General features: G+C 73.4%; 20 protein-coding genes. 13 read left to right on the plus strand and 7 right to left on the minus strand.

Annotated features, from left to right (window positions below; all coding sequences use genetic code 11):
- Nucleotides 1–162 precede the first annotated feature (162 nt).
- The 3 genes from ACRWNP_RS25265 (at nucleotide 163) to ACRWNP_RS25275 (ending at nucleotide 3,066) form a co-directional block, all read left to right on the plus strand.
- Nucleotides 163–1,443, plus strand: a complete 1,281-nt coding sequence (locus ACRWNP_RS25265) for an alpha/beta fold hydrolase (protein WP_431965094.1) — start codon at nucleotides 163–165, stop codon at nucleotides 1,441–1,443.
- Between the two features lie 125 nt (nucleotides 1,444–1,568).
- On the plus strand, nucleotides 1,569–2,216 hold the full coding sequence (locus ACRWNP_RS25270) for an MBL fold metallo-hydrolase (RefSeq protein ID WP_431965096.1): 648 nt from the start codon (nucleotides 1,569–1,571) through the stop codon (nucleotides 2,214–2,216).
- A gap of 70 nt (nucleotides 2,217–2,286) precedes the next feature.
- Nucleotides 2,287–3,066, plus strand: a complete 780-nt coding sequence (locus ACRWNP_RS25275; RefSeq protein WP_431965098.1) for an exodeoxyribonuclease III — start codon at nucleotides 2,287–2,289, stop codon at nucleotides 3,064–3,066.
- Here ACRWNP_RS25275 and ACRWNP_RS25280 read toward each other — a convergent pair.
- Nucleotides 2,991–3,845, minus strand: a complete 855-nt coding sequence (locus tag ACRWNP_RS25280; protein ID WP_431965100.1) for a hypothetical protein — start codon at nucleotides 3,843–3,845, stop codon at nucleotides 2,991–2,993. The genes ACRWNP_RS25275 and ACRWNP_RS25280 overlap by 76 nt on opposite strands.
- Before the next feature lie 108 nt (nucleotides 3,846–3,953).
- On the opposite strand from ACRWNP_RS25280, the gene ACRWNP_RS25285 reads away from it, so the two are divergent.
- Both ACRWNP_RS25285 and ACRWNP_RS25290 read left to right on the plus strand, forming a co-directional pair.
- Nucleotides 3,954–4,292 (plus strand): cupin domain-containing protein, encoded by a 339-nt coding sequence (locus ACRWNP_RS25285; protein ID WP_431965102.1) that lies wholly within the window; start codon nucleotides 3,954–3,956, stop codon nucleotides 4,290–4,292.
- Between the two features lie 5 nt (nucleotides 4,293–4,297).
- A complete protein-coding gene (locus ACRWNP_RS25290; RefSeq protein ID WP_431965104.1) occupies nucleotides 4,298–4,738 on the plus strand; it encodes a DUF6278 family protein in 441 nt (146 codons plus the stop codon).
- Between the two features lie 31 nt (nucleotides 4,739–4,769).
- Here the strand turns inward: ACRWNP_RS25290 and ACRWNP_RS25295 are convergent, their stop codons facing one another.
- Nucleotides 4,770–5,627, minus strand: a complete 858-nt coding sequence (locus tag ACRWNP_RS25295) for a helix-turn-helix domain-containing protein (RefSeq protein WP_431965106.1) — start codon at nucleotides 5,625–5,627, stop codon at nucleotides 4,770–4,772.
- A 140-nt stretch (nucleotides 5,628–5,767) separates the two neighbouring features.
- On the opposite strand from ACRWNP_RS25295, the gene ACRWNP_RS25300 reads away from it, so the two are divergent.
- Both ACRWNP_RS25300 and ACRWNP_RS25305 read left to right on the plus strand, forming a co-directional pair.
- A complete protein-coding gene (locus ACRWNP_RS25300) occupies nucleotides 5,768–6,289 on the plus strand; it encodes an ATP-binding protein (protein ID WP_431965108.1) in 522 nt (173 codons plus the stop codon).
- Between the two features lie 29 nt (nucleotides 6,290–6,318).
- The gene (locus tag ACRWNP_RS25305) at nucleotides 6,319–6,603 is read left to right on the plus strand and encodes a TfoX/Sxy family DNA transformation protein (RefSeq protein WP_326571765.1); all 285 of its coding nucleotides are present in this window, start codon (nucleotides 6,319–6,321) and stop codon (nucleotides 6,601–6,603) included.
- Nucleotides 6,604–6,825: 222 nt separating this feature from the next.
- Here the strand turns inward: ACRWNP_RS25305 and ACRWNP_RS25310 are convergent, their stop codons facing one another.
- Complete coding sequence (locus ACRWNP_RS25310; RefSeq protein ID WP_431965110.1) at nucleotides 6,826–7,371, minus strand: UTRA domain-containing protein; 546 nt, start codon at nucleotides 7,369–7,371, stop codon at nucleotides 6,826–6,828.
- 436 nt (nucleotides 7,372–7,807) lie between these two features.
- On the opposite strand from ACRWNP_RS25310, the gene ACRWNP_RS25315 reads away from it, so the two are divergent.
- Complete coding sequence (locus ACRWNP_RS25315) at nucleotides 7,808–8,710, plus strand: SGNH/GDSL hydrolase family protein (protein ID WP_431965112.1); 903 nt, start codon at nucleotides 7,808–7,810, stop codon at nucleotides 8,708–8,710.
- A gap of 51 nt (nucleotides 8,711–8,761) precedes the next feature.
- Here the strand turns inward: ACRWNP_RS25315 and ACRWNP_RS25320 are convergent, their stop codons facing one another.
- Nucleotides 8,762–9,517, minus strand: coding sequence for a hypothetical protein (locus tag ACRWNP_RS25320; protein WP_431965114.1), 756 nt, complete (start codon nucleotides 9,515–9,517; stop codon nucleotides 8,762–8,764).
- 88 nt (nucleotides 9,518–9,605) lie between these two features.
- Between ACRWNP_RS25320 and ggt the strand changes: the two genes are divergently transcribed.
- Nucleotides 9,606–11,420, plus strand: a complete 1,815-nt coding sequence (ggt, locus tag ACRWNP_RS25325; protein ID WP_431965116.1) for a gamma-glutamyltransferase — start codon at nucleotides 9,606–9,608, stop codon at nucleotides 11,418–11,420.
- Here ggt and ACRWNP_RS25330 read toward each other — a convergent pair.
- Entirely contained in the window at nucleotides 11,402–12,148 is a 747-nt protein-coding gene (locus ACRWNP_RS25330) for a metallophosphoesterase (protein WP_431965118.1), read from the minus strand. The genes ggt and ACRWNP_RS25330 overlap by 19 nt on opposite strands.
- A 91-nt stretch (nucleotides 12,149–12,239) precedes the next feature.
- Between ACRWNP_RS25330 and ACRWNP_RS25335 the strand changes: the two genes are divergently transcribed.
- The 4 genes from ACRWNP_RS25335 (at nucleotide 12,240) to ACRWNP_RS25350 (ending at nucleotide 16,776) form a co-directional block, all read left to right on the plus strand.
- Complete coding sequence (locus ACRWNP_RS25335) at nucleotides 12,240–12,833, plus strand: CGNR zinc finger domain-containing protein (protein ID WP_431965120.1); 594 nt, start codon at nucleotides 12,240–12,242, stop codon at nucleotides 12,831–12,833.
- Nucleotides 12,834–13,026: 193 nt separating this feature from the next.
- Complete coding sequence (locus ACRWNP_RS25340; protein ID WP_431965122.1) at nucleotides 13,027–14,484, plus strand: hypothetical protein; 1,458 nt, start codon at nucleotides 13,027–13,029, stop codon at nucleotides 14,482–14,484.
- A gap of 130 nt (nucleotides 14,485–14,614) precedes the next feature.
- Entirely contained in the window at nucleotides 14,615–15,460 is an 846-nt protein-coding gene (locus ACRWNP_RS25345; protein WP_431965124.1) for a nitrilase-related carbon-nitrogen hydrolase, read from the plus strand.
- A gap of 8 nt (nucleotides 15,461–15,468) precedes the next feature.
- A complete protein-coding gene (locus ACRWNP_RS25350) occupies nucleotides 15,469–16,776 on the plus strand; it encodes an aspartate aminotransferase family protein (protein ID WP_431965126.1) in 1,308 nt (435 codons plus the stop codon).
- A gap of 86 nt (nucleotides 16,777–16,862) precedes the next feature.
- Here ACRWNP_RS25350 and ACRWNP_RS25355 read toward each other — a convergent pair whose 3' ends face one another.
- Both ACRWNP_RS25355 and ACRWNP_RS25360 read right to left on the minus strand, forming a co-directional pair.
- Nucleotides 16,863–17,702, minus strand: coding sequence for an endonuclease/exonuclease/phosphatase family protein (locus tag ACRWNP_RS25355; RefSeq protein ID WP_431965128.1), 840 nt, complete (start codon nucleotides 17,700–17,702; stop codon nucleotides 16,863–16,865).
- Nucleotides 17,699–18,451, minus strand: coding sequence for a hypothetical protein (locus tag ACRWNP_RS25360; protein ID WP_431965130.1), 753 nt, complete (start codon nucleotides 18,449–18,451; stop codon nucleotides 17,699–17,701). The genes ACRWNP_RS25355 and ACRWNP_RS25360 overlap by 4 nt, the downstream gene beginning before the upstream one ends.
- Nucleotides 18,452–18,883 lie beyond the last annotated feature (432 nt).

An 18,883-nucleotide genomic window follows, 5' to 3' on the forward strand; every position in this document is an offset into this window, starting at 1 on the left:
CCAGGACTACTGCGAACGGCGCGTCATGGAGGGGAAGACCGGAAACAAGGTCGCCCGGTGCCTTGAGACGTACGTCGCCCGAAAGGTCTTTCCCCTGGTCCGGGCCACATCCTCACAGCCCCCGGTAAAAGGGCAGCAGTGGGAGATGAGAGGGTCTGACAGGTGAGCGAGACACCACCGAACACCCTGCAATACCGCTTTGACGGGCCAGAAGCCGCACCTGTCCTGGTCCTGGGGCCCTCGCTGGGTACCACGTGGCACATGTGGGACCGGCAGATACCCGAGCTGACCCGGCAGTGGAGGGTGCTTCGGTACGACCTCCCAGGGCACGGCGGTGCTCCCGTGGAACCCTCGGTCTCCACCGCCGACCTCGCCGACCGACTGCTGCGCACCCTGGACGAGGTCGGCGTCGAGCGCTTCGGCTACGCGGGCTGCGCCTTCGGTGGCGCCATCGGCACGCAGCTCGCGCTGCGCGCCCCACAGCGCCTGGCCTCGCTGGCGCTGGTCTCCTCGGCCGCCCGCTTCGGCACGCCCGACGCCTGGCGGCAGCTCGGGGTGGTCGTCCGCGCGAACGGCCTGGAGCAGATCGCCCTGAGCGCCCCCGAACGCTGGTTCGCCCCCGCCTTCCGGGCCGCCCAGGCCGCAATCGTGGACTGGGCCGTGCAGATGGCCCGTGCCGTCGACCCCGAGTGCTACATCGCCGCCTGCGAGGCGCTGGCCGCCCACGACGTGCGCGCCGCACTGGGCCGGATCACCGTGCCGACGCTGGTTGTGGGCGGCGCCGAGGACCAGGTGACACCGCCCGCCGACGCCCGTGCCCTGGTCGCCGGGATACCCGACGCGCGGCTCGCGGTCGTCCCCGGGGCCTCGCACCTGGTGCCGGTCGAGCAGCCCGCCGCCGTGGGCGAGCTCCTCGTACGCCACTTCGAGGCCACCTGGACCGAGCAGCCCCTCGCCCTCGCCGTCCCCGCGCAGCCCGCACCCTCGGCCCCCGAGCCCGTACCGGCTACGGCCCCCGTGCGGCCCGCGCCGCGGTACCAGGGCGGTGCCGCGGCCGGCCGCCCGGACCCGTACGCCGAGGGCGACCGCACCCGGCGTGAACTCCTGGGCGACGCGCACGTCGACCGGGCGGCCGAGGAGGCCGAGGACTCCGCCGGGGGCTTCGAGGAGTTCGTCACCCGCTACGTCTGGGGCGAGGTCTGGAACCGGCCGGGGCTCGACCGGCGCACCCGCAGCGTCATCACCCTGACCGCGCTCGTCGCCGGCGGCCACCACACCGAACTGGCCGCGCACACCCGGGCCGCGCTGCGCGGTGGGCTCACACCGGCCGAGATCGAGGAGGTGCTGCTGCACACCGCCGTCTACTGCGGGGTGCCCGCCGCCACCTCCGCCTTCGCGGTGGCGCGACGTGTCATCCGGGAGGAGACTCGGCCGCGGGAGTGAGCCCGCGCGCGGCGGCACGGTCGCGCCGTCAGCCCATTGGCGTCTCCACCCGGATACGGCGTGTGCGGTGCGCACGGCCTCGGCCATGATGGTCATGCAAAGGATCACCGCGCCGGAGGAGAGTCATGAAGCTGACGAAGAGGGGCCACGCCTGCGTCCGCCTGGAGAAGGACGGGCGCGCGCTCGTCATCGACCCCGGAGCCTTCACCGAGCCGGACGCCGCGGCGGGTGCGGAGGCGGTCCTCATCACGCACGAGCACGCGGACCACTTCAGCGAGCAGCAGCTGCGCGCGGCCCTGGAGGCGAACCCCGCCGCCGAGATCTGGACTTTGAAGAGCGTCGCCGACCAGGTATCGGCCGCCTTCCCGGGCCGGGTCCACACCGTCGGCGAGGGCGACACCTTCAGCGCGGCCGGCTTCGACGTCGAGGTGTACGGCCAGATGCACGCCGTGATCCACCCCGACATCCCGCGCATCACCAACGTGGGCTACCTCGTCGACGGCTCCGTCTTCCACCCCGGCGACGCCCTCACCGTGCCCGGCCGCCCCGTCGAGACGCTGCTGCTGCCGGTGCACGCTCCCTGGAGCAAGGTCTCCGAGGTCATCGACTACCTCCGCGAGGTGAAGCCGGCCCGCGCCATCGACGTTCACGACGGGCTGCTCAGCGACATCGCGCGCACCGTCTACGACCGGCTGCTCGGCCCCGACGGGCCCGGCGTCGGCGGCGCGGAGCACGGCAGGATGGCCCCCGGCGACAGCGCCGACCTGGGCTGACGACCCCCGCGGACGGCTCCGGGGAACGCTCCGGGACCGGTTGTCGGAGGCGGGCGGTACATTCGGGTCCATGCGCATCGCCACCTGGAACGTCAACTCGATCACCGCCCGCCTGCCGCGGCTGCTGGCCTGGCTGGAGAAGAACAGCCCGGACGTGCTGTGCATCCAGGAGACCAAGTGCGCCGAGGCGCAGTTCCCGTTCGACGAGCTGCGCGCCCTCGGCTACGAGACCGCCGTCAACGCCACCGGCCGGTGGAACGGCGTCGCCCTGCTGTCCAAGGTGGGTCTCGAGGACGTCGTCGTCGGGCTGCCCGGCGGCCCGCTCTACGAGGAGGTCGACGAGCCCCGCGCCGTCTCGGCGACCTGCGGCGCGGTCCGGGTCTGGTCGGTGTACGTGCCCAACGGCCGCGAGGTCGGTCACGAGCACTACGCGTACAAGCTGCGCTGGTTCGAGGCGCTGCGCGCGGCGATCGCGGAGGACGCGGCGGGCGATCGCCCCTTCGCGGTCCTCGGCGACTACAACGTGGCTCCCACCGACGAGGACGTGTGGGATGCGTCCCTCTTCGAGGGGATGACCCACGTCACCCCGGCCGAGCGGGAGGCGCTGGCGCGCCTGCGCGAGGCCGGGCTCAGCGACGTGGTGCCCCGCCCGCTGAAGTACGACCGCCCCTACACCTACTGGGACTACCGCCAGCTGGCCTTCCCCAAGAACCGCGGCATGCGGATCGACCTGGTCTACGCGAACCAGCCCTTCACCAAGGCGGTCGGCGACGCCTACGTCGACCGCGAGGAGCGCAAGGGCAAGGGCGCCTCGGACCACGCCCCCGTCGTGGTCGACCTCGACGTCTGACCGGTCCGGGGGACGCCCACCGCGAAGCGCCCGCCGACCCTGCGCTGGAACTCGACGTAGCCGCGCAGGCCGGGCGGGCAGGGCAGGTGCAAGGTGGCCGGATGGGTCACCTCGCGCAGGTCCACCACCAGGGCGTCGTCCGGCAGCCCGGCCAGCGCGGCGGCCAGCTCCGGGTCGGCGTCCGGCCGGGTCTGCCCCACCGGTGCGCCCCGTAGGTCGGGCCGGTAGGAGAAGACGTGCGAGGTCTCGGCGAGCCGCTCCAGCACCGCGGTGTGGTCCGGGACCGTCCCCTCCGGCCGTTCGGGCCCCGGCTCCGGTGCCGTGCGCTCCACGGCCGCGAGCCCGGCCCGGGCCAGCAGGGTGACCCAGTCGACCAGCGAGGGCGCCACGTACGCCCAGGTGTCGAGGAAGACCCCGGTCGCGGCGAACACCCGGCCCCAGGCTCCGGTGCCCCCGTCCACGTCGACGAAGAGCGTGTTCCCGCCCGACTCGTGGAGCAGGTGCGCGGAGCCGGGCGGCCCCACGGCCCAACCGCCGGGGTGCAGACCGCGTTCCGGTGCCAGCCGGTACTCATCGAGGCCGCCGACGCGGATCGACCGCACCCTGCCGACCAGGTGCCGCACCTCGTCGGGCAGGGGCACGCCCCACGCCGCGATCTCGGCGTCGTCCGCGCCGGGTGCCAGCCGTACCGTCCCCGGGGCCCGCGCCGCCAGCTCCTCCAGCAGCCGCCAGGCGCGGTCCGCCGCCGCCCGAGCTCCGGCTTCCCGTTCATCCCGCATTGCGTGGCCCTTCTCGCGCCGGGCATCCTTACGTCACGTATTGTGAGGCAACGGAACGTATACAACGTGTCGTTACCGTTGGCATACGTCCGCGCATACGCTCCGGCCATGAAGAGCTTCTCCGCCGATATCGCCGCCGCCGGGCTCGAACCCGAACCCCTGGACCCGGGGCAGATCGTCTCCGGCTCCCCGGAGGTCACCGGAAAGGTGCTGTGGCAGTCGCCCGACGGCACCCGTACGAGGGGGATCTGGCAGATCACCCCGGGCGTGGTGACCGGCACCGAGGCGGACGAGAGGTTCGTGGTCGTCAGGGGGCGGGCCACCGTCGAGGTGGAGGGCGGAGCGACCCTGGAGCTCGGCCCGGGCGACGTCTGCGTCCTGCGCGAAGGAGACCGCACGACATGGACCGTCCACGAGACGCTGCGCAAGGCCTACGCCATAGGCTGATGCTCATGGACATCTCCTTCCTGGACAGGTGGCGCAAACGGTACGGCGAGGTCCGCGGCGCGGCGGTTCCGGAGTCCCTCGCCGAGGACCCGGAAGGAGTCGTGGAACTGCTCTCCGAGTGCGAGTTGCTGCGTGCCAGGGCCGGGACCGAGGGAGTGGAACTGGACGACACGGCCGTCTCGTTGGAGCGCCTGGACCAGCTGGTGCCGCGCTGGCGCGACGACCCTGACGAACTGTCCTGGCTCGGCAACGACGCCGGGCTCTACCTCGGTACGGTCGTCGTGCGCACCGTGCCCGGCGCGAGCTGGCAGATCTGGCCCAACGGCCGGCCCGTCATCCTGCTGGCCTCGGGCCGCGAACTCGACGTCGTGGAGGCCGGCCACGAATGGGCGGAGAGCGGCACCCCGGAGCTGTCCCAGGTCTACGCCGAGGCGTCCGAGACCTGAGCGCAGCCCGGTTCCCGGGTGACGCTGCTTCCTAGATGACGCGTTCGGCCTCGCCGAGCATGGCCTCGAACCAGCGGTCGAAGCCGTAGGGCAGTGAGCCGGGCGGAGTGGTGGACAGCCGGTAGACCAGCGAGCCCCGTGGGTCCGCCGGGGGTCCGATGACGGAGACGAAGGTGGCACCGTCGAGGCGTACCAACCGCCACACCGGCGTGGTGCGGTAGCGGTAGACCTCGAGCTGAATCGTTCCTTCTTCGGCGAGGGCGGCGAGCATGTCCTCCGCGAAGCGCAGGCTCGACGCGAAGAAGCGCGGAGTCTCGCCGACCTCCTCCGCGATCCGGGCGACCGCCGGACTGTCCGGGTGCAGCAACAGCAGCCGCATGCGGGCGGCCTCGGTCCGGCCCTGGCGGGTGAGCGGCCCGCGCAGCAGCGAGTCGCCGAGCGCCACCAGGCCCAGGGCGCGCACGCCCACCACGTCCACCGCGTCGGCGCTCGCCGCCACCTCGCGGATCTCCGCGGCCGCCTCGGGCTTGGTCAGCGCGACCGCCGCGACCTGCGGATGGTCCATCAGGTCCCGGACGCCGTACGAGCGCAGGCGGCGCGGCGCGAGCCCCATGAGCATCCGCGCGTGGTCCGGCATGCGCAGGCCCTGTGCGATTCGCTCGAACACGTCGAACCGCACCACTGAACGGCGGCCCCGCACGATCTCGTTGACCCGGCCCTGCAGCAGCCCCGTCGCGGCCGCGATGCGCGACTGGCTCGCGCCGCCGTACTGCTGCGCGAACCGCAGGATCGCCCCGGCGTCGCGGGCCCGCAGGGCCTCCCGTATCTCCTCGCGCTCCCAGGCCCACGCGGGGATCTCGACGGCATCACCGGAAACCGGTTCCGACATCCACGACTCCCGTCCACCCCGGCGCGGTCCACCGGCGTTACCAGCGGGTATGTCGTGGTGAGAATAGCGCGGGGGTATCGCGTGCACGTGTGCTTCACCGGAATGCTCGGCGCCACCTACGACACCTGTGAGGTGGTCACATGGGGGATGAACTGGCCGCACAGCCCCCGTTCTGGCACGTCGCCCCCGGTGCCGACCGCGGCGCGGGTCATGAGCCGGCCCTGGAAACCCTCCATACCCACGATCCGGCGGCCGAACCCGTCCCGGCCCCGCTGGCCGCCGTCCTGCTGGGCGAGGTCTTCCTGCCCGCCGACGACCTCGCGCCCGCCCAGGCGCGCCGCATCCTGGCGGCGACCCTGGACGCGTGGGGTCTGGGGCACCTGCTGGACACCGCGAGCATCGTGCTCGCCGAACTCGTCTCCAACGCCGTACGGCACGCCGGGGGCCGGCGGGTGGGCGTCACGCTGTCGCGACGGCTGACGCTGGTGCACATGTCGGTCCGCGACGCCTCCCGCACTCCGCCCTGCCTGGTGCTGACCGGGCGGGTCCCCGACACGACGAGGAGCGCCCGCGGTCTGCAGGTGGTTTCCGCCCTGGCCTACCGCTGGGGGACAGAACTCCTCCCGGGCGGCAAGCGTGTCTGGGCCGAGATCGCCGTCTGACGGGGCGTCGGGAGGTGCATGATGGGGGCATGGACTCCCTGCAGCAGATGCCCAACATCGGCGCGGTCCTGGCCGAGCGCCTCCGCAGCGCCGGCGTGCCGGACGCCGACGAGCTGCGCCGCCTCGGATCCGGAGGGGCCTTCGCGATGATCCGCGAGGGGCTTCCCGAGGACGCCTGCACCCACACCCTGCTCGCCCTCGAGGGCGCGATCCGCGGTACCCGCTGGACCGCCATCCCCAAGGCCGACCGCGATGCGCTGGTCGGCCGGGTGCTCGGCGAGGGCCACGCGGGCGCCGCAGCCGGAGGCCGTTAGGGCGTGTCGTCACATGAGCGCCGGCCGCCCGGAGGGCGGGCCCCGCGGTGTCTGGTGCGGTGCATCGCAAGGCGGAGAGTCGTCCTCGTAGTGGGCTACCCGGACGATTCGACAACGCAGCGAGGTGCCGTGCCAGGCGCCGCGGGGCAGGCGGGCATGTGACGACACCCCCTAGCGACCGCACCGCACCACCGGCGGACGGGGCGCGGTCTCTCCGCCCGGTCAGGACGAGAAGTCGATGCTGTAGGCCACCCGCCAGCGGTCGGCTCGGATCACCGTGTCCGAGGTTTCCACGGCGCGGTCGTGCGCGTCGAAGTACGTCCGCTGGACCGCCGTCACGCACTGGCCGTGTGCGCAGCCGAGGGTCTGCGCCTCCCAACCGGTGGCGGGCCGCGACTCCAGGACCTCGCGGGCCCGCACGACACGGACCCCGATCGCGGCCAGCCGCCCCCGTACCCCGCGGCGGGCGTAGGGGCCGCGCTCGGGGTGCGCGACGTCCGTGCCGCCGGTGATGGCCAGCGGTTCCCAACTGGTCGCGAGCTGCACGGGCCGGCGGTCGGCCAGGTACTCGTAACGAGTCATCACCACCGGGTCGCCGTTGACGATGCCCAGCCGTTCGGCGATGGCCGGCGGGGCGGTCGTCGTGACGGTCGAGGCCTCCCAGTCCACCGTCGTGGCGTCGCCGACGAGCCGGGTGGCGAAGGGCGAGTCCACGGCTCCGGTGCCGCGGTCGAGCGTCCCGCGGGCGGAACGGTCGAGCACGAACACCCCGCATTCCCCCTGAGGGTGACCCCGCCGGCTCCCGTGATGTCGATGAAGTGGACGGAGGGAGCGGCGGAGGTGCCGGTCGCGTGGGCCGCGGCGGCGGGGGCGGTGACCGTGGTGTCGGGCTCCGCGAGGGGGGTCGCCTGCGCGGCGGGAGCCCCGATGCCCGGTGCCGTGACGGCGAGCGGAACGGTGGAAAACGATCCCGCGGTGGTGCGAGGCGCTCTCATGGCGGCTCCAGATGTCCCCGCGACAAAGTGACTGGAGAGTAACCAGGGCTGCTCACCGTTGGTAATACCTCCGCATGTTACGCGCCAGTAATGATTGCTCGGAGCTGAGGGAACGTCAGTCCATCGAGCGAACTTGCGACGCATCCATTGACTTCGGCCACGTGGGGCGCCGAATCTGAACCCGTCAGCGTCGACAGGGGGAGGGCCCGATGGGTGTCGGACGTGCATCGATCCTGGGAACGGCCGCGGCGTCGGCCGCGCTCGTACTCACCGCCGTGAGCGCGGTTCCGGCCACCGCGCACACGCATGACGGCCACCATCAAGGCCACGGTCACCGGGACGCGTACGTCGCGCTCGGTGACTCGTACACCTCCGGACCGCTCATTCCCGACCAGGTGGACGCCAATTGCGCCCGGTCGAACCGGAACTACCCCTCGCTGGTGACCCGGCAGCTGAGCGGCACCACCCTCACCGATGTCAGCTGCGGCGGGGCCACCACCGCCGAGATGTGGAAGGCGCAGGGCAGCAACCCGCCGCAGCTGGATGCCCTGAACCGGCACACCTCCCTGGTCACCCTGCAGATCGGGGGCAACGACATCGGCTTCGGCAGCATCATCCGCACCTGTGCCGGCGCCGCCGTCTCCGACCCGACCGGCAACCCCTGCGAGAAGCACTACATGGCAGGCGGAACCGACCAGTTGCGGGCCGCCGTGGAGGCGACGGCACCGAAGATCGACGCCGTGCTGGACGCCGTCCACCACCGTGCGCCGCGGGCCCGGGTCGTGGTCGTCGGCTACCCGGCCCTGCTCCCCGACAGCGGCGTCGGCTGCCGTCCGGCCGTGCCCTTCGCGGACGGGGACTTCGCCTACCTCCGGGACACCGAGAAGCGGCTCAACACCATGCTGGCCCGTCGCGCCAGGGCCGCCCACGCGACCTATGTCGACACCTACACCGCCACCGTCGGCCACGACATGTGCACCGCCCCTGGTGTCCGCTGGATCGAGCCGCTCACGCCCGCCGCTCCGGCCGCGCCCGCCCACCCCAACGCGCTGGGCGAGAAGGCCATGGCCGGCGCCGTCCTGGACCGGCTCTGCGTGCGCGGCCGCATATGACAGGGCCGCGGGGGCCCGTGCCCCCGCGGCCCCTCGCGCGGCACCGGGCCGTCACTCGGCGGCGACGGCCACCGGGGGACTTGCGGGGGTCTTGGCCTCGCGGGTGACGTCGGCGACGACCTCCACCACGTCGGGTCCGTAGGCGTCGGAGTTGACAACCTTCAGCAGCAGGCAGAAGGTGCCGTCCACCCCGTACTTGCGGGACAGCCGCAGGTAGTGGCGGGCGAGGTAGCGCACGGCGGCCTGGTTGGTCACCCCGCGCTGGCCGGAGGCGAGGAAGACCGGGCGATTGTTCCCGGTGTTCTCGTCGGCGGCCAGCCGGGCCAGGAAGACGTACTCCACCTTGCCCTTCTCCATGCGGTAGGTCTCGCCGCCCACGGTCAGCGCGCCCTGCTCCTCCACGGGACCGGTGAAGTCGTTGACCTGGAAACCGGGCAGCATGGAGCGCAGATGCGCCGCCATGCGGTGGTTTGATATCGGGCCGCCGATGCAGAACTCCGTGCGCGCGCCGAAGCCTTGCCAGGCGGTGTCGTGGGGAAGGATCTCGGCGTGCGCGCCGCACTCCTTGATCAGCGCGGACAGTTCGATGAGCGCGAAGACGTCATGGCGCGCCACACTCCATCCCCGCGTCGAGCCCGGGTCGCGGTTGATCACCAGCAGGCACTCCGAGCCGGTGGGCAGTCCGAAGAAGCGCTGTTTGCGCCGCAGCTTGCGCCGCCACAGGTACGTGCGGACGAACCAGCCCAGCGCGGCGCTCAAGCCGCTCGCGGCCAGTCCCAGGACGATGTTGCGCACGTCGTCGCTCATGGGCCGGGATCGTAGTTGAGGCGTTCCTGACGAGGAAGGCAGGGTGGGGTTAGGCTGCCCGGACGGTCGCCCCAGTGGAGGTCCACGTATGCGTCGTCACGCTGTACGGAGTCTGTCGCTGCTCGCCGTAACGGCAACCGCCGCGTTGTCGGTGGCCGCGGCCCCGCCGGGGGTGGATGCCCCGGCCCGGGACGCCACACCGCCGAAGGTCCCCCTCGCCGTCGGCTACGGAGGCGCGGTCTCCAGCGTCGACGCCGACGCCTCCGCCGCCGGGATCGAGGTGCTGCGGCGCGGTGGGAACGCCGTGGACGCCGCGGTCGCCACCGCGGCCGCCCTGGGCGTCACCGAGCCGTACTCCTCGGGCATCGGCGGCGGCGGTTACTTCGTCTACTACGACGCCAAGCAGCGCGAGGTCCACACCATCGACGGCCGCGAGACGGCCCCCAAGAGCGCCACCGACCAGCTCTTCGTCGAGAACGGTCAGCCCCTCCCCTTCAACGACGCCGTCACCAGCGGTCTGAGCGTCGGTGTCCCGGGCACTCCCGCGACCTGGGACGCCGCCCTGAGATCCTGGGGCAGCCGCAGCCTGCGCGACGTGCTGAGGCCCGCCGAGCGCCTCGCCCACGACGGCTTCACCGTGGACGCCACCTTCCGCAGCCAGACGGAGGCCAACCAGGCGCGCTTCAAGGACTTCCCGGCCACCGCCGCGCTCTTCCTGCCCGGCGGGCAGCCGCCCGCCGTCGGCTCCACCCTCAAGAACCCCGATCTGGCGCGCACCTACGCCGAGCTCGGCCGCAAGGGTGTCTCCGCCGTCTACAGCGGGGGCATAGGCGCCGACATCGTGAACACCGTGCGCAAGCCGCCGGTGGACCCGGCCGCGACCCGGGTCGTCCGCCCCGGCGACCTCACGACGGCCGACCTGAAGGCCTACAAGGCCAAGCCGCAGACCCCGACCCGCGTCTCGTACCGCGGCCTGGACGTCTACGGCATGGCCCCCTCCTCCTCCGGCGGCACCACGGTCGGCGAGGCGCTGAACATCCTGGAGCGGACCGGCAGCCTCTCCCGGCTCTCCGAGGCGCGGTACCTGCACCGTTTCCTCGAGGCGAGCCGGATCTCCTTCGCCGACCGCGGGCGCTGGGTCGGCGACCCGGCCCTGGAGAAGGTCCCGACCGCCGGGCTGCTGTCCCAGTCGTTCGCCGACTCCCGGGCCTGCCTGATCAAGGACGACGCGGTGCTGACCAGCCCGGTCGCCCCCGGCGACCCGTACCACCCGGCGCGCTGCGCCCACGGCGGCAAGGCCGCCCCGACGACCTACGAGGGTGAGAACACCACCCACCTCACGGTCGCCGACAAGTGGGGCAACGTCGTCGCTTACACGCTGACCATCGAGCAGACCGGCGGCAGCGCCATCACCGTCCCCGGACGCGGTTTCCTGCTCAACAACGAGCTGACCGACTTCTCGTTCGTCCCGGCCGGCGCCTCGGTCCACGACCCCAACCTGCCGGGCCCCGGGAAACGGCCGCGCTCCTCGATGTCGCCGACGATCGTGCTGAAGGACGGCCGTGCCGACTTCGCGCTCGGCTCGCCCGGCGGTGCCACGATCATCACCACCGTGCTGCAGGTGCTGACCGAGCACGTCGACCGCGGCATGCCGCTGGTGGACGCGATCGCCGCGCCGCGCGCCAGCCAGCGCAACGCCGCGAGCACCCAGGTCGAGCCCGCCTTCCTCGCGAGCGATGTGGCGGCGGAGCTGAAGGACATCGGGCACAGCTTCACCGACGCGGGCGAGATCGGTGCCACGACCGGCGTCCAGCGGCTGCCGGACGGCCGGTGGCTCGCCGCCGCCGAGACGGTGCGCCGCGGCGGCGGCTCGGCGATGGTGGTTCAGAGCACCACGCGGTAATGGGTCGTCAGGCGCCGCTCGTCGTCGAGCACATGGAAGGCGACGCCGGGCGGCGCCGAGCGGTCGGCCACCGAGCCGTCCGGCTCGCCCTCCCACGGCATGCGCAGCGTCCACGTCACCCCGGGCGCGGCGATCAGCGGCCGACCGGCGAAGGTGGTGGCGGCGGCCGTGTGCGCGTGCCCGGTCAGGAGGGCGATCACCTCGGGGTGCGCGGCCAGCAGTTCCGCCAGGGCGCCGGACCGGCCCAGCCGGTAGCCGTCCGGCAGCGGATGGTGGAGCGCGACGGGCGGGTGGTGGAAGGCCACCAGCGCCGGGGTGCCAGGGGCCAGCCCGTCCAGCGTCGCGGACAGCCACCCCAGGGTCTCCTCGTCCAGGAGCCCGTCGTCCTCCTCCGGGATCGTCGAGTCGCACATCAGCACCGTCGTCCCGGCCACGAGGTGCGCGCGGTTCACCGGTCCAGCCGCCTCGGACTCGCCCAGCAGCGCCTTGCGGTAGGCGGCGCGCCGGTCGTGGTTGCCCGGGCAGGGGAGCACCGGGAAGGGCGCTTCGAGGATCCGGGCGGCCTCCTCGTACTCGCCGGGCGCGCCGTGGTCGGCGATGTCCCCCGTGACCAGCAGCGCGTCCGGCGGCTGCGGGAGCCCGCGCAGGTATGCCATGACGCGGGTGGCGCGCTCCGTCGAGCGTTCGGTGCCGTCGAGATGCAGATCGCTGATGTGAGCCAGCAGCATGGGCCGCTCCCCTCCAAGCCTAATGTTTAGCCTCGTCTATACCATTAGAACGGTAGAGTGCGGCCGGCGGACGAACAAGAGGAGGGGTGCCGTGGAGCGCTACCTGGCCCTGGAGCTGGTGAGCACCATCCGGCACGACGGCGACGGAGGCGTCACCGACGACCTCGGCGACGCCTCCGCGCTCACGGCGTGGGTCCGCGAGCACCTGCCCGAGGCCGGCGGCCTCACCGCGGACGACACCTCCCTCCGTGACGTCCTCGCTCTGCGCCGCGCTGTACGGGCCCTCTTCGCCCGCGCCGTGGCGCCCGGACCGCCGAGCTCCGCCGACGCCCGGCGCCTGATGCCCGCCGGGGAGGCCCTAGCGCACCTCAATGCCGCCGCCGCGCGGGTCCCCGTCGCCCCCCGGCTCGTGTGGGACGCCGGGCGGGCTCCCGTCACCCGACTGGAGCCGGGGGCTGAGCCGGCCGATCCCGCCGCCCGGATCGTCGCCGAACTCGCCCGTGCCGCCGTCGACTTCCTCGCCGGACCCGAGCGCGAACGGCTGCGTGCCTGCACCGCGCCCCGGTGCGTCCGGTACTTCGTCAAGTCCCACGGCCGCCAGGAGTGGTGCAAGCCGTCCTGCGGCAACCGCGCCCGTGTCGCCCGCCATTACCGCCGTCACCACCCGGAGGCGGCCCAGTCCTGAGGGGGAGTGGCGCCGCGGCGGCGGATCCCGGCCGAGGGGCGCGCCGCCGTGCCTCCGCGCCGGGCGCGAGCGCCCGTGCAGCCTCTGCCCCCTGCGTGAAAACTCTCCGTAGCGCTCCCGTAACACGACGGGTGTCGAATGCCGTGCGGACCACACGCTTGCGCCGCCCGGCGGCGGACAGGGAGGAGCGACAGTGGAACGCGGGGCGCGCAGCCAGGTCAGCGAGCGGGTCGGGGAGTTCGCCCGGTACCTCCGGGGCCTCGTTGCCGCGGCGGGCGACACGCCCGGCTGGTACGCGGTCTTCGCCGAACGCGATCCCGACGGCGTCCGTGCCTGGCTCGACGGCACCGACGTCCCGCCGTGGGACGTCGTCCTCGCCCTGCTCCAGGACGTCGCCGCCGCCGGCGGCACCCTCCCGGCGGAGCAGGCGGCCGAGCTGGCCCGCGGGCTGCACGCCGCCGCGATCGCCGCCCACGACGCCGCACCGGGCAGTGAGGTGGCGCTGAGCACACGGCTGGACGCGTTACTCCGGGAACGCCAGTACGCGGTGCTGCACGAGCGCGACGTCACCGCCGCTCTGCGCGGCGCCGCCACCGCCGCCGAGGCGGAGCGCCTCGGCAACGAGCTCGCCTGGGCTCGCGACGACCGCGAACGGGCCGTCGCGCGCTGCGCGGAGCTCCAGGCACGCATCGACGCGGTCCGCTCCCGCCCCGCCCTGCCCGACGCGTGGTTCCGCCCGGAGACCGACCCGGCCCGCCGCTCGCCGACGTCCCGCGCCCCGGCGGCGCCCCCGCCGCCGGGAGACGACGGCCCGCCCGCCGTACCCGGACCCGGCGACGGTGCCCCCGCGCAGGACCGGACGGCCCACCGGTCCTTCGGCCGCGGACGCAGGGAACGCCCCCGCGGCGGAGCCCGGTACGGCGGGGCCCGCTTCGCGGGGGCGCCCGAGGCCGAGGTGGTCGCGCCGCCCGTCGCCGCGACACCGCGGGACGGCGCCACCCCCGGCCCCCGCGGGGCACGCTTCGCAGGTGCGGCGGCTCACGACACTTCCCACGGCCACGACACTTCCCCCGCCCACGAGGCCGCGCGCGGGCGCACCGACGTCCGGGAGGGGCACGCCCGCGGGGAGGCCGCGCGGCAGACCGCGGCGCGCATGGCGGAACTGCGCCGCACCGGCCGTACCGGCGAGGCGTACGTGCTGATGAGCGAGGCCCTCGCGGGGCCGCCCGAGGACGTCCCCGAGCTCGCGGCCGCTCTGGAGCGCTCGGGGCTGGCCGCGGACGTGGCCACCCTGCTGTGGGAGCTGGCCGCGCAGACCCCGCAGCGTCTGGCGGTCGCCGCGACCGCCCTGGACTCGGCCGGCCGCGGCGACGACTGCAGGGCCCTGCTGCACCAGGCGGCCGCCCGGCCCTCCGCCGAGGTCGCCGCGACCGCGGGGGCCCTCCTCGACGCCGGCCGGCGGGACGCGGCGCTGAGCCTGCTGGTCGCCCTCGTCCGCGCCCGCAGCCCCGAGACGGCGGCGGGCATCGCCCACGACCGCGCCGGGCTCGTCGGCCCGATCCTGGAAGCGGCGGGCCTGGTGTCGGTGTCCAAGCGCCGCGACGTGGCCGCCGCACTGCGCCGAGCGGGTCTGCCCGACCGTGAAATCTGATCGGCTTCGTTGAGTAACGGCGCCGGTATTGCCACAGTGGGCTGTGGGCTCTTACGTTCGTCCCAGCGCCGGATCTACGTGCGTAGACCCGCCCGCCGTTCCGGCGTGACCTCGCGTCAAAGGAGCTGTCATGCCCAATGTCGTACGCGCCGCGCTCGTGCAGGCGACGTGGACCGGTGACACCGAGTCGATGATCGCGAAGCACGAGGAGCACGCCCGCGAGGCGGCCGCGCAGGGCGCACAGGTGATCGGCTTCCAGGAGGTGTTCAACTCGCCGTACTTCTGCCAGGTGCAGGAGCCCGAGAACTACCGCTGGGCCGAGCGGGTGCCGGACGGCCCGACCGTGCAGCGCATGCAGGCCCTCGCCCGGGAGACGGGCATGGTGACAGTGGTGCCGGTCTACGAGATCGAGCAGGACGGCTTCTACTACAACACCGCCGCCGTGATCGACGCCGACGGCAGATACCTCGGCAAGTACCGCAAGCACCACATCCCGCAGGTGAAGGGCTTCTGGGAGAAGTACTACTTCAAGCCCGGGAACCTGGGGTGGCCGGTCTTCGACACGGCGGTCGGCAAGGTCGGCGTCTACATCTGCTACGACCGCCACTTCCCCGAGGGCTGGCGGGCACTGGGCCTCGCCGGCGCACAACTGGTCTACAACCCCTCGGCGACCCACCGCGGGCTCTCCTCGTACCTGTGGCAACTGGAGCAGCCGGCCGCGGCCGTCGCCAACGAGTACTACGTCGCCGCCATCAACCGGGTCGGCCAGGAACCGGACTACGGCGACAACGACTTCTACGGCACGTCCTACTTCGTCGACCCGCGCGGCCAGTTCGTGGGCGACGTCGCCTCCGACAAGGAGGAGCAACTGATCGTGCGTGACCTGGACTTCGACCTGATCCCCGCGGTGCGCCAGCAGTGGGCCTTCTACCGGGACCGCCGCCCTGACGCCTACGGCACCCTGACGGAGGCGTGAACACGTCCATGACCATCACCGAGAACCCGCACGCCGCGCTCCACTCCCGCCACCGGGCCGTGATGCCGCAGTGGCTCGCGACGTACTACCGGGAGCCCATCGAGATCACCCACGGCGAGGGTCGTCACGTCTGGGACGCCGAGGGCCGGCAGTACCTCGACTTCTTCGGCGGCATCCTCACCACCATGACCGCCCACGCCCTGCCGGAGGTCACCGCCGCGATCCGCGAGCAGGCCGGGCGGATCCTGCACTCCTCCACGCTCTACCTGAGCTCGCAGGCCGTCGACCTCGCCGAGCGCATCGCCCGCCTGTCGGGCATCCCCGACGCCCGGGTCTTCTTCACCACCTCCGGCACGGAGGCGAACGACACCGCGCTGCTGCTCGCCACCACCTACCGGAAGTCCAACCAGATCCTGGCGCTGCGCAACAGCTACCACGGCCGTTCCTTCTCGGCGATCGGCATCACCGGCAACACCTCCTGGTCGCCGACGAGCCTGTCGCCGCTGCAGACGCTGTACGTGCACGGCGGTGTCCGCCACCGCGGCCCGTACGCGCACCTGTCCGACGCCGAGTTCACGGCCGCGTGCGTGGCGGACCTGGAGGACATGCTCGGCCAGGCCAACGGCCAGGTCGCCGCCCTGATCGCCGAGCCGGTCCAGGGTGTCGGGGGCTTCACCTCGGGCCCGGACGGGCTGCTCGCCGCCTTCAAGCGGGTCCTGGACCGGCACGGCATTCTCTGGATCACAGACGAGGTGCAGACCGGCTGGGGCAGGACCGGTGAGCACTTCTGGGGCTGGCAGGCGCACGAGGGCTCCGGTCCGCCGGATGTCCTGACCTTCGCCAAGGGCGTAGGCAACGGCCTGTCCATGGGCGGCGTCGTCGCCCGCGCCGAGGTGATGAACTGCCTCACCGCGAACTCCATCTCCACCTTCGGCGGCAGCCCCATCACCACGGCCGGCGCGCTGGCCAACCTTCAGTACCTCCTCGACCACGACCTGCAGGGCAATGCCCGGCGCGTGGGCGGCCTGCTCAAGTCGCGGCTGGAGGCGATCTCCGCCGGGCTCCCGGTGGTGCGCGAGGTGCGCGGCCGCGGACTGATGCTCGGCGTCGAGCTGGCCTCGCCGGCCGCGGCGGGCGTGGTTCTGGAGGCGGCCCGCGAGGGCGGTCTGCTGATCGGCAAGGGCGGCCGGGAAGGCGACGCGCTGCGCATCGCCCCGCCGCTCTCCCTGACCGTCTCCGAGGCGGAGGAGGGCGCCTCGATCCTGGAGTCGGCGCTCAAGCAGGCGCAGAGCGAGCTGGGTGACGGCCTGTCCTGACGGGCGTGTCCTGATGGGGGTCACATGGGCTCGCCGGGGCCGGGGCCGGGGCCGGGGCCACGGGCCCCGGCCCCGTGCCGCCGCGGTCAGAGCTCCAGGTCGACGACGAGCGGCCGGTGATCGGAGACCGGCACGGCCGGCGCCCTCGCGGAGCGCACGGCGGCCGGCCCGACACCCGCCGCCAGTACGTGGTCGAACTGCACCACCGGACGGTGCGAGGGGTAGGTACGCGTACGGGCCAGTGCCCGCCAGGCCCCGCCCAGCGCCAGCGACGGCACCGGGCCCACCAGGTTGAGATCGCCCAGGAGCAGGTGGGGCCGGGGCAGGCCGGCGATCCATCGGCGGACCGCGACCAACTGGCCCACGTTCCAGCCGGGGACGAACGAAAGGTGCACCGCGACCACCGTGAACGGGCCGCGCGCACCCTCCAGGACAGCGGCCAGGGCGCAGCGTGGCCGGTCGGCCATCATCCGGAGCCCGGCGACCCCGGGCACCCGCAGCGGCAGCCCCACGGGCGAGGGGGACAGCCGCCGGGCCCGCCACTCCCGTACGGGAAGCCGGGTGGCCAGGGCGATCCCTTGCGACGGCGGGCCGTTGCCGTGGGCCGCGTCCTCCGGCCTGTACACACGCATCCCGGGCTCGGCCGGATCGCGCACCCACCCGGTGCCCGGCACCGAGCGGCCGTGCGCCGCCGACGCGTAGCGCCATTCGCCGGCTCCCGACGCCGCGGCGGCGGCCGCGGCCTGATCGACGCGGCCCGACCGCTCCTGGAAGCGGTCGAGTTCCTGCAGCGCGAGGACGTCGGCGTCCAGGGACGCGACGGCCCGCGCGAGCGGCTCCCCGGCGGCGGCACCGCCGGGGAAGGGGGCCGGTCTGCCGTCCCTGATCGGCAGGCCGTGCAGCACGTTGAACGTCGCAAGCCTCATGGGCGCGCCGCCCGCGGCCCGGCGTGGGCGGGGGAGGGCGACTCGGCGCCGTCCCGGCGCCGCGGACGGCCCGGTCTGCGGAAGTGGGCATACGGCGGGTACGCCTTGAAGGCGACGTCGAGCTCGGGCCCGCGCCCGCGGTCACGGGACTCCAGCAGCGGAGTGAGCTGTTCGACCAGGGCCATGTGCCCCTTCACCACGCCCTTCTGACGCGGCCCCTGACCGGCCGCCCGCGCCAACTGCGTGGCGGCGAAGGAGAACGTACCGCGGCTGCCGACGAGGAACAGCGTCCGCGCGTGGCCGACCGGCCGCAGCAGGTCGCGGGAGTCCGCGTGACCGTACCGCTTCCACCACGCGTCGGCGTCGCGTGCCGTGCGTGCCTCGTCCGTATGGACCGTCAGGGGCACCCCGCCGGTCAGCCGGCGGCGCAGCCGGGGCCACGCGCTCACCCGCAGGCCCAGCGAGTGGTGGACCAGGACGAGATCGACGCGGCCGCCGCCCGCCTCCAGATACGCCTCCTCGTCCAGGGGTACGCCGCCGCGCAGGGGGACGTGGACGACGGTATGGCGGGAGCAGGCCGCGAAGGAGAACAGCCCGGCCAGGGTCGAGAGCCCGCTGTGGTCGCCGACCAGGAAACCGTACATGGCCGGGTCGGTGAGCGCCGTGTGGCGCGGGGGATGCCACGGCTGCACGACGCGGTGCTCCACCGGGCCGGTGCGCGGGCGGAAGTGACGCAGCCTCAGGCGCATGCGGGATCCTCCATCCGCCCATCGTCGCCGTGCCGCCGCGGCCGGGGCAACGCGATTTCGCATCTCGTCGCATACAGACCCACACACCCGTTTCGTGGCATATTGTGAGCGTTCGCCGTACGGGGATGCGGAGGAGGCGCCTTCGTCCCCGTCGATGGAGAGCAGCGGTATTGCCACCGTGGGTGACCGGTCATACGTTTCCACCATGGCGGGGTCTACGTGCGTAGAGCCTTTCCGGCATGGCATCGAGGTTTCCGGGGACCCCGCCCCTCAGCCATGGGAAGGAGTGGGAGCATGAGCCGCATCGTCATCCGGGGCGGACTGGTCGTCACCGCCGCGGACGAGGTCCACGCCGACGTCCTCGTCGAGGGGGGCCGGGTCGCCGCCCTCGCGTCGCACGACTCCGACCCGGCGCAGGGCTGGACCGCGTCC

This window comes from Actinacidiphila sp. bgisy160, assembly GCF_965342435.1.
In the GTDB taxonomy this organism is placed as follows: domain Bacteria; phylum Actinomycetota; class Actinomycetes; order Streptomycetales; family Streptomycetaceae; genus Actinacidiphila.

Excerpts from the sequence above, each read along its gene's own strand:
- ACRWNP_RS25305 (WP_326571765.1), top strand. The coding sequence starts at position 6,319 with ATGGACTCCCTGCAGCAGATGCCCAACATCGGCGCGGTCCTGGCCGAG.
- ggt (WP_431965116.1), top strand. The coding sequence starts at position 9,606 with ATGCGTCGTCACGCTGTACGGAGTCTGTCGCTGCTCGCCGTAACGGCA.
- ACRWNP_RS25270 (WP_431965096.1), top strand. The coding sequence starts at position 1,569 with ATGAAGCTGACGAAGAGGGGCCACGCCTGCGTCCGCCTGGAGAAGGAC.
- ACRWNP_RS25360 (WP_431965130.1), bottom strand. The coding sequence starts at position 18,451 with ATGCGCCTGAGGCTGCGTCACTTCCGCCCGCGCACCGGCCCGGTGGAG.
- ACRWNP_RS25330 (WP_431965118.1), bottom strand. The coding sequence starts at position 12,148 with ATGCTGCTGGCTCACATCAGCGATCTGCATCTCGACGGCACCGAACGC.
- ACRWNP_RS25300 (WP_431965108.1), top strand. The coding sequence starts at position 5,768 with ATGGGGGATGAACTGGCCGCACAGCCCCCGTTCTGGCACGTCGCCCCC.
- ACRWNP_RS25350 (WP_431965126.1), top strand. The coding sequence starts at position 15,469 with ATGACCATCACCGAGAACCCGCACGCCGCGCTCCACTCCCGCCACCGG.
- ACRWNP_RS25280 (WP_431965100.1), bottom strand. The coding sequence starts at position 3,845 with ATGCGGGATGAACGGGAAGCCGGAGCTCGGGCGGCGGCGGACCGCGCC.
- ACRWNP_RS25290 (WP_431965104.1), top strand. The coding sequence starts at position 4,298 with ATGGACATCTCCTTCCTGGACAGGTGGCGCAAACGGTACGGCGAGGTC.
- ACRWNP_RS25345 (WP_431965124.1), top strand. The coding sequence starts at position 14,615 with ATGCCCAATGTCGTACGCGCCGCGCTCGTGCAGGCGACGTGGACCGGT.
- ACRWNP_RS25315 (WP_431965112.1), top strand. The coding sequence starts at position 7,808 with ATGGGTGTCGGACGTGCATCGATCCTGGGAACGGCCGCGGCGTCGGCC.
- ACRWNP_RS25355 (WP_431965128.1), bottom strand. The coding sequence starts at position 17,702 with ATGAGGCTTGCGACGTTCAACGTGCTGCACGGCCTGCCGATCAGGGAC.
- ACRWNP_RS25320 (WP_431965114.1), bottom strand. The coding sequence starts at position 9,517 with ATGAGCGACGACGTGCGCAACATCGTCCTGGGACTGGCCGCGAGCGGC.
- ACRWNP_RS25285 (WP_431965102.1), top strand. The coding sequence starts at position 3,954 with ATGAAGAGCTTCTCCGCCGATATCGCCGCCGCCGGGCTCGAACCCGAA.
- ACRWNP_RS25295 (WP_431965106.1), bottom strand. The coding sequence starts at position 5,627 with ATGTCGGAACCGGTTTCCGGTGATGCCGTCGAGATCCCCGCGTGGGCC.
- ACRWNP_RS25275 (WP_431965098.1), top strand. The coding sequence starts at position 2,287 with ATGCGCATCGCCACCTGGAACGTCAACTCGATCACCGCCCGCCTGCCG.